Origin of the sequence: Pseudoalteromonas sp. SR45-6 (genome assembly GCF_014163545.1) — a bacterium.
Lineage (GTDB): Bacteria > Pseudomonadota > Gammaproteobacteria > Enterobacterales > Alteromonadaceae > Pseudoalteromonas > Pseudoalteromonas rhizosphaerae.
Genome location: NZ_JACJDM010000133.1, coordinates 1 through 1,378 on the forward strand (window position 1 = coordinate 1; position 1,378 = coordinate 1,378).

Consider the following 1,378-nt stretch of genomic DNA (forward strand, 5'->3'; position numbering starts at 1 on the left):
CCTTTGATTACGGCTTTTACTTCACTGGCGGCTTGCTTGCCCAAATTTTGCCAGTTTATTTCCCGTAAGTATTTTACTGGGTCGCCTTTACCGAGCTTGCGTAGCACTGCAATGGCGGCTTCCATTGACTCACCACTATTTTTAATTACAACTTTACCCACACCTTTTACAGCAGAGCCTAATAATGGAACCAAACCAATGGCGGTTAGGGTAAAGGCTATCCAGCCGTCGCTGTCGTTGGCTTTATCATCATCGGTGAGTAACACGGTATTTGCACAAATATCACGAATATCCATGATTTGGTCAACCACCGGTATCATCGAGATAATGGTACCCACAACGATTTGTGAGGTGCTGGGGTTTTTATTAAAGTCACCTTGCAATGTGCCCCATAACCAATCACCGGCTTGGTTGGCTAAATTGCCTGCTTCTTCCAGCTTTGCGGTGTTACCGCTATTAATCATGTGCACGGCATCGGCGGTGGTTATTTGCCCATACAACGGGTTTGGTGTGGTGTTATCCTCTGGCTGATAATCGCGGCTGTCTTCGCCGTATTTAACACTGAACTGACCGCTGGGAATATTGGTAAGTTGCGCTTGTCCACTGTCGTCTAGTTGCCCTGTTTGCTGCGTTCCATCATCGAAGGTGATGGTGTAGGGGGCATTTTTTAACAGGACTCCCGTCTAGGTATACATATTCTAAATCGACCACACTAGCAGTCGTTGCTGCAACGCCTGCATCATTGATGGTTACATCGTTAATGCGACTAATACTCGCAGGGTTTGAGGCACTAGGACTACTGGCTGTTTGTGGGCTTTTTTATTAAAAAACACACATTCTGTCGAGCTAAATAGCAGTGAGCTCTTTAAGCGCAGCGCCTCTTAACCTCTTTGTGAATATTTTACTTAAAACCATGTTGCACAAAGAGAAAAGAATGAGAAGTAAATGAGGGGAGCAACCTAAGGCTAGACGCTAATCTTTAAAAGACTGTAGCGCCTAGCCTTACAACATCCATGTTGTTAAAGAGCAGGTAAATCACTATTGTTTAATACGTTTGTTGTGCAGTAATAACGTCATCATCATTATTATCACGCTCAAAGTTCAGATTAAATTGGCCTTGGCGATTTATGGTGAAAATAGCGCGCGTCCAGTTTTTTGGTTGGTGTTTAGTGGCATTCTCAAACAAAGTACTGAATAAATCGACTATCTCATCTGTCACGGTAATTGGCTGTTCGTTTTCATCATCTTCTGTTTGATAGTGAGCCTTGCATTCAAGTTGGTTTTCATCTTCGCAATCTAAAATAAGCTGAGCCTCAAGCCACGGCTCATTTATTTGCTGGTACAAGTATTGCCCAAGTTGTTGGGGGATGTTTTTTAT

Annotated in this window: 1 protein-coding gene and 1 pseudogene; both read right to left on the reverse strand. The window is 43.5% G+C overall.

Going from position 1 to position 1,378, the window contains the following annotated elements; genetic code table 11:
* Positions 1-464, reverse strand: a pseudogene (locus H5158_RS23560) (hypothetical protein); the annotation flags it as partial.
* A gap of 581 nt (positions 465-1,045) precedes the next feature.
* Positions 1,046-1,378 (reverse strand): immunity protein YezG family protein (locus H5158_RS22475; protein ID WP_220491406.1); only part of this gene is annotated, 333 nt, incomplete at its 5' end.